General features: G+C 63.2%; 7 protein-coding genes and 1 pseudogene. 4 read left to right on the forward strand and 4 right to left on the reverse strand.

The features are described 5' to 3' along the window. Positions 1–34: 34 nt before the first annotated feature. Both ACNS88_RS12575 and ACNS88_RS12580 read right to left on the reverse strand, forming a co-directional pair. On the reverse strand, positions 35–1,051 hold the full coding sequence (locus ACNS88_RS12575; RefSeq protein WP_435098133.1) for a DUF7972 family membrane protein: 1,017 nt from the start codon (positions 1,049–1,051) through the stop codon (positions 35–37). Positions 1,052–1,169: 118 nt separating this feature from the next. Then, on the reverse strand, positions 1,170–1,451 hold the full coding sequence (locus tag ACNS88_RS12580) for a hypothetical protein (RefSeq protein WP_435098136.1): 282 nt from the start codon (positions 1,449–1,451) through the stop codon (positions 1,170–1,172). Between the two features lie 138 nt (positions 1,452–1,589). Here ACNS88_RS12580 and ACNS88_RS12585 point away from each other — a divergent pair, with 138 nt between their 5' ends. The 3 genes from ACNS88_RS12585 to ACNS88_RS12595 all read left to right on the forward strand — a co-directional run bounded on the left by ACNS88_RS12585 (position 1,590) and on the right by ACNS88_RS12595 (position 3,975). Beyond that, positions 1,590–1,832: a DUF8593 domain-containing protein gene (locus tag ACNS88_RS12585; RefSeq protein WP_435098139.1), complete on the forward strand. Its 243-nt coding sequence runs from the start codon at positions 1,590–1,592 to the stop codon at positions 1,830–1,832. Positions 1,833–1,947: 115 nt separating this feature from the next. After that, the gene (locus tag ACNS88_RS12590) at positions 1,948–2,700 is read left to right on the forward strand and encodes a GNAT family N-acetyltransferase (RefSeq protein ID WP_435098142.1); all 753 of its coding nucleotides are present in this window, start codon (positions 1,948–1,950) and stop codon (positions 2,698–2,700) included. An 81-nt stretch (positions 2,701–2,781) separates the two neighbouring features. Beyond that, positions 2,782–3,975, forward strand: a complete 1,194-nt coding sequence (locus ACNS88_RS12595) for a hypothetical protein (protein WP_435098145.1) — start codon at positions 2,782–2,784, stop codon at positions 3,973–3,975. Between the two features lie 43 nt (positions 3,976–4,018). Here ACNS88_RS12595 and ACNS88_RS12600 read toward each other — a convergent pair whose 3' ends face one another. Then, the gene (locus tag ACNS88_RS12600; protein WP_435098148.1) at positions 4,019–4,723 is read right to left on the reverse strand and encodes a PHP-associated domain-containing protein; all 705 of its coding nucleotides are present in this window, start codon (positions 4,721–4,723) and stop codon (positions 4,019–4,021) included. Next, positions 4,720–5,631, reverse strand: a complete 912-nt coding sequence (locus ACNS88_RS12605) for a diacylglycerol/lipid kinase family protein (protein ID WP_435098151.1) — start codon at positions 5,629–5,631, stop codon at positions 4,720–4,722. Before ACNS88_RS12605 ends, ACNS88_RS12600 begins: the two co-directional genes overlap by 4 nt. 490 nt (positions 5,632–6,121) lie before the next feature. Here ACNS88_RS12605 and ACNS88_RS12610 point away from each other — a divergent pair. Beyond that, positions 6,122–6,447 (forward strand): annotated as a pseudogene (locus ACNS88_RS12610) (RNA-guided endonuclease TnpB family protein); the annotation flags it as partial.

Genomic DNA, 6,447 nt, shown 5'->3' on the forward strand with positions numbered 1-6,447 from the left:
GGCGACGCGACCGGGTGTGCGATCGCGGCCCTTACTATTTCAGCGAGAAGGGCCCCGCTCCGGCGGTATGCTGGGCGACCGTCGAGAGCCGAAGCATGTACGAGGTCAACACGAGAAACGGGGCCAGCGCGACCGTGAACACGGTCGCAACGAAACTCATCAGCGGTGGGAGGCCGAACACCCACGCGCTGGGTAGGATCTGTGCATTGATCGCGAGGATGGCCGACGCGGTGACGAGGATCGACGGCAGCGAGATGACGAGCAGCGTCCGCGACAGCTGCGACACCTCTTGCGTGTAGTAGAGCGTTTTGAAGTACTCCTTCCCGGTGGCGAACAGCTTGAACGCCTCCATGAGTTCGTCGAGCTCCTCCCCGAACGTATCGGACAGGTCGCTCTCGTAGGCGGTCCGGAGCGTCCGCGAGCGGTCCATGTACATCCCGTAGTCCGCCTCCAGCCCGAGCCAGAGGATGCCGAACTCCGCACCGGAAGCGCTCCTCCGTTGATCGCCGAGCGGCTCGACCGTTTTGATGATCTCGTCGACGTACTCCTGTATGTCCTGGGTCAGTTCCTCATCGCTCCCCGCGGCAGTCCTCTCGAGAGCGGTCGCCCGATCGCTGATGATCGACGCCATCAGGCTGAGGAACGAGGCCGGGTCCGTGGGACTCTTCCCGCTCTCGCCCATCCGGTCGATGTCCTGTCGGAACTCCACCATTCCCCGGATGCGCCTGCCTTGCGTATCCATGGAGGTGATGTCGTGAGAGAGGACGATCGAGTTGATCGAGACCACGATTGACACGAGCAGGATGATGCCGCTCAACAGCGAACTCAGAATCGTCTGGACCGCGGGCGTCTCCGTGAGGACCCCCTGCATCTCGAAGGTCCAGATATCTCCGATAATCATGAGCGACGCGAACACAAATGTCAGCAGCGCACCAGATACCGCGAGTCGGTTGGCCTCCAGCAGGACCCACCGAATCGCGTGGACTCGTCCGTTTCGGTGCGGGACCGGGAACCAGTCGCGGAGGCCCCAGTAGTGGTCGACGATGCTCATGGTTGATTCGCTGTGAACCACACGATCAGCGTATCGACGACTGTCATAAGGACCACCCGACTCTGAAAGTCAAAAGACCGCGGCTTGCAGGCGCAACCCGGTTTATGTGTGGGATTCGTCATCGTGGAGGACTCCCACACCCGCGCGGGGTTTCGTTCGCGACCACGAGGGCAACCTCAACGTCCTTCGCGACCACGAGGGCAACCTCGACGGTTCCAACGCGGTCGCCAACCTCGGCCCGGAATCGTTCGAGGCGTTCGATACCCCCGTGGACCTCGGGAGACGCGGTGCCGGAGCGCGGCGCGCCTTTAAAAGTGGAGACGTCGATCTGTCGCCCGACGAGGAGCCGGCCCGATTCGACCCGGCGCCTCAGCAGGTGCGAGTTCCACTGACGTGACATCCGCAGGCAACGTGAGCCGCGGGGTCGCCCGTGATCGCGTCGAGAGCCAGGGTACGGTGTTCGACGAGTGTTCTATATAGACGCCTAGCAGAGGCAAGCAGAACGGTCAGTGTCTGAAGCGTTGTATATCCGAATGATATGGTAGACAAGATAACGCTGACAGCGGACGATGAGGGCAAGAACGTCGTAAACGCCGACGGTGACTCGATTGGTCGTGTTATCAGCGTGGAACACGGCATGGCACACGTCGATCCCGACCCGGGACTGACAGATACGATACGATCCAAACTGGGCTGGGGCGACGCCGACGAAGACAACTATCAACTCGATCCCGCCAGCATCGAGACCGTCTCCGACGACGAGATTCACCTCACCAGGTGACACCGTCCGCTGGGACGCTACCGGTCCGTCTCCTGCTGAACCCTCCTTTTCAGCACGGGACATCAAAATATCAGTATAAAATATAAAATATAACGGTTCAAAACTACAAAATCACATGAATGTTCGCCCTGCGGAGTCCGATGACAGAGAACAGATCAGCGCAATCGCACGCGACTCGCTGCAGTCGTCGTACTCGCTCAGTCCGGACCAGATCGAGTCGATACTCGGAGAGGAGTTCGACGACGCGGCACTGACCGACCTGCTCGACGACGCGGATACGGGCGTTCTCGTCGCCGAAGAGACGGTCGACGGCACCGAAACCGTCCGCGGGTTCGTCACCGTCGACGTCGGCGAGGAAGCGACGATCCGGTGGCTCCACGTGGACCCGACCGCCCGAGGCGGGGGCGCTGCCACGGCACTGCTCGAACGGGTTCGCGAACGGTACGCGGAAAAGCCGATCGCGGCGAGCGTCCTCGACGAAGCCGTGGAGGGCGGCGAGTTCCTCGAAGGGTTCGGCCTCAAACAGGGCGAACACGATCAGCTACTGGTCGGCGGAGAGGAATTCGCAGTCACCATGTTCACGGAGGGCCAATCGACGGAGACGGCGAACGAACCGACCGTCACGGTCCCGCAGTCCGTCACCGTCGACGGGGCCGACTTGCCCGTCGATCACGACGAGAGCGTTCCCGGCAGTGAGGCCCCGTTCTTCACCGTGTACGCTGCGGACGACGACGAGGAGGTCACGTACGGGTACTTCTGTTCACAGTGCGGCAGCACGAACGTCTCTATCGACGGCCTAGATCGGCTCGAGTGCGGGGACTGTGGCAACACGCATCTGGCCGACGAGTGGGACGATGCGTATCTGTGACCGGCTACTGATGGACGACGCTCGGTTGCCGAACTGTGAGCCCTTCGCTTCAATCCGGGTTACGGCTCCGCTCTCGGTGCGATGACCGACGGAGACGAGGCTACGCCGCAGATCGACGTCGGGGTCCTCATCGCGCACTCGCCGGGGACGGACGCCGAGCCGCTGCAGTCGTTCGGTGAGCGGATGGCCCGCGACGGCGTCGACGAGCTGGCGGCAGCCACGGACGCGACCTGGAACGTTCACTGCGGCGAACCCGACCCACTTACCGACGCCGCGCCCCGGCGGCCGTCGGAGTTCCTCGACGAAGCCGCACTGCACATGGTGAAACGCCCCTACGACCTCGTCGTCGTCGTGACCGACGTGCCCCTGACTACGCGCGACGAGCGATCCGTCGAGGGGCTCGCGTCGCCGATCGCGCGGGTGGTCGTCGTCTCGACGCGACGACTCCGTCGGAGATCCGGCCGCGAAACGGTCCAGGCGCTCGATTCGGCGGCCGTCCGCTGGAACGCCGCGACCCTCCTCGTGCATCTCTTCGGACACGTGTTCGGTGCGGACCACGGCGACGGCGGCGTGATGGCGTCGTTCTCGTTCGACCCCGATCGGCGGAGCGTTCCGTCGTTCGACGCGGACATCACGCAACACCTCAGAAAGATCGCCACTCGCATCCCCGAAGAAGACGTCTCGCGGGGGCGGCTTCGACGGCTAGCGTTTCACGCCCTGAGCCTCGCGCGGAACCCGTGGACCGTCGTCTCGACGCTGCTGCAGAGCCGCGCACCGCTGCTTCCGTTCTCGCTTCCGCGCCTCTCGACGGCCGCGGTGACGCCGACGCTAATCCTCGTGTTCAGCGCCGAGACGTGGGACGTGGGGCTGAACCTGACCAATCGAGTCGCCGCGCTGTTCGCCATCGGGAGCATCGTCGCCGCCGCCGTCCACCTCCTGTACGTCCAGCGGCTGTTCTTCCCCCGCAAGCGGAGCCAAGTGATCACCGAACACATGGCGTTGGTGAACGTGACGGTGTTCTTCATCCTCGTCGTGGCGATGATGGGGCTCTTCGTCCTCGTCGGATCGATCATGCTCCTGATCGAACTCGCCATCTTCCCGCCGAACCTGATGACGAACTGGCCGAGCCTCGAGGACCCAACCGTCGGGCTCACCGATCTCATCCGTGTGGGAGGCTTCATCAGCACGCTGGGCGTGCTGTCGGGCGCTCTCGCAGGCGGGATCGAGAACCGGATGGCGCTCCGCCATCTCGCGCTGTTCCGCGATCGGCCGTAAGCGGTTGGCAACGGTGTGCTAAGGCGCGGGTCGAGAATACTGTTCACAGGTAGCGATGTGTGTAGCTGTACGCAGTTCGCATGAGCTCGTCGACCCGCGAGTTGCGGATCTCCACCTCGACCGCTCCCTCTCGAATCGCCGCGACCACGGCGTCGGGCGTGAGTTCCGGCGCCTCGATCCGGGTCGCCGTCCGCCCGACCTCGAAGGGGTAGTGGGCGTCGCTCCCGCCGACGACCGGGACGTCAAGCGATTCGGCGAGCGCACGTACGCGCTCGGCGTTGTCGGGGTGCTTCCCGTTTATCTCGACGGCGTCGAACTCCGCGTCGCTCTCGCGAACGCGACTCCGTCGATACGGGTGCGCGACGATCGCGGCACACCCGTTGCGGTGCGCCTGCGACACGACCTCCTCCGGGGTGCGTTCGCCGGGAACCGTCCGACGTGGCGGATCCGGTCCGACGACCAAGAGGTGGCCGGCCGTCGTCGTGACTTCGATGCCCGGAATGAGCTGCGGTTCCCCCGTTGTGCCGTCGAACGCGCGGTAGTAGTCGTGGTTGGTCAGCGCGATTCCGTCGAGTCCGGCGCGTCGCCCCCAGAGCCCCAACAGCTGCGCCCCGACCGGATCGTACGGAGTCGGCTTCGCTTGGAAGCCGTGGAAAAACCGCGTGTGGGCGTGGAGATCGACCGTGAACACCGGGTCATCAGTCGACGATTCGCTGTCTCCCGGCCGGTCGCGGGTCCGTCGATTCACGTGTCCATCGGAGAGGAGTCGTATCCCTCCCCGACGACGAGCCGCAGCGTGTTCGGTCGAACAGTGAGTGCGAGGTCGCGTTGCTGGAACGTCTCCCCGTCCATGCTGAATCTGACGGGGTCCGACGAGCGGCCGCTGATGTCAAGCGACGCGGCTTGAAACCGGTCGATGTGGGGTGAGTCCCGTCCGAACAGCCGTTCGAGTACCGCGTCACTCATCAGATCAACGGTGGGCACGTCCTTGACGATCGCGACCTCGAAGCGGCCGTCCTCCATGTTGGCCTGTGTCGTCCCGTCCGCCGCGAACTGACGGCCGTTTCCGACCATCACGCTGAGCGCTTCACCGCTCCAGATCGACGTGTCTCCGTCATCCCCCCCGTCGTCGATCGTAAGCTCTAGCGGATCGAACTCCGTCGCGGTCCGGAGCGTCGTGATCACGTACGCCAACCCGCCGATGCGAGACTTCATGTCTCCGGACGTCTCGCTGACCGACTCGGCGGTTAACCCTGCGACGCAGGAGTTCACGAAGGGCCGATCGGTCGCCATCCCGATATCGATGGTCCGCCTGGCACCGTCATCGATGGCGGTGAACGCAGTTTCGAGATCGGTGATACCGATCTGTTTCGCGAAGTTGTTTCCCGACCCGAGCGGGAGGATACCGAGCGTGACGTCGTCGAACGCGTCGGCCTGGTCGATCCCCTGAACGACTTCGTTGATCGTCCCGTCACCGCCGCCGGCCACGATTGTCGAGTATCCGGCGTCCACGGCCTCCTGTGTCAGTGTCACCGCTTCGCCGGCCTGTTCAGACCGTTCAATCGCGTACCCGCTCAGATCCGCTCGGGCCTCGACCTTGTCGGCGTGTGAGCCGCCTCCGCTCTGCGGGTTGTAGATGATAACGGTGTCCGCCATACTAGCCTCCGTCGGACACGGTGGACACTCTGGTTGCGATGCCATTTCGGGCACCTCCCCGCTCGGAATTCGACCGCGGAGCGTGCTGATCCCGGAGCGTTCCGTCTGGTGTGATTAACAGCGTTCGAGACACTGTGTGCCCATCGCAGTGTCGTTTGATTGTTAGGAGGTCCGCTATTTTTTAAGCATAGGTTATTTCTTTATAAGGGCTGCCGGATACGAACCCTCACCAGGGCTTTCGTGGGTACCGACGCAGGCCGCCGACTGGACCTGTTCCGTCGTCAGTCGTTCCCGACGGCGGTCGTCAGTCGTCGCCGACGGCTGCGATGAGCGCGCCGGCGGGTTACGGAGAATCGAAGAGAAAGCCTCGCGCTTTAGCGCGGGGATGAATCCGACACCACCCTTCACAGTCCACCGTCCGATGGCACGGCTGGATATTCCACGCTGCTCCATCCAAGCCTTCAAGTGAATTTCTCTACATAGGTTACGTATGGCGAAACAGGTCGTTACTCGCACCTACACTGCTTCCATACGGAACCAGTCTCGGGTGCAAGACGACCTTGATTCGCTCGGGTTCGCCGCCTCGAAACTCTGGAACGTCGGCCGGTGGACATGCAGTCGGGTCTGGGATGAAATCGATCACATTCCCAACCACAACGAACTCACCACGTACCTCAAAAACCACGAACGCTATGATGACCTGCATTCGCAGTCAAGTCAGCGAGTCCTTCAAGAACTTGCTGAGGCGTTCAACGGCTGGTACGGCAACCGACAAAACGGAGATACGAAAGCGAACCCGCCCGGCTACCGCAAACA

It is taken from the genome of Halorubrum shenae, from assembly GCF_051194165.1.
Classification (GTDB): Archaea; Halobacteriota; Halobacteria; order Halobacteriales; family Haloferacaceae; genus Halorubrum.

Coding starts and splice junctions, on each gene's coding strand:
- ACNS88_RS12575 (WP_435098133.1), bottom strand. CDS start 1,051: ATGAGCATCGTCGACCACTACTGGGGCCTCCGCGACTGGTTCCCGGTC.
- ACNS88_RS12580 (WP_435098136.1), bottom strand. CDS start 1,451: ATGTCACGTCAGTGGAACTCGCACCTGCTGAGGCGCCGGGTCGAATCG.
- ACNS88_RS12585 (WP_435098139.1), top strand. CDS start 1,590: ATGGTAGACAAGATAACGCTGACAGCGGACGATGAGGGCAAGAACGTC.
- ACNS88_RS12590 (WP_435098142.1), top strand. CDS start 1,948: ATGAATGTTCGCCCTGCGGAGTCCGATGACAGAGAACAGATCAGCGCA.
- ACNS88_RS12595 (WP_435098145.1), top strand. CDS start 2,782: ATGACCGACGGAGACGAGGCTACGCCGCAGATCGACGTCGGGGTCCTC.
- ACNS88_RS12605 (WP_435098151.1), bottom strand. CDS start 5,631: ATGGCGGACACCGTTATCATCTACAACCCGCAGAGCGGAGGCGGCTCA.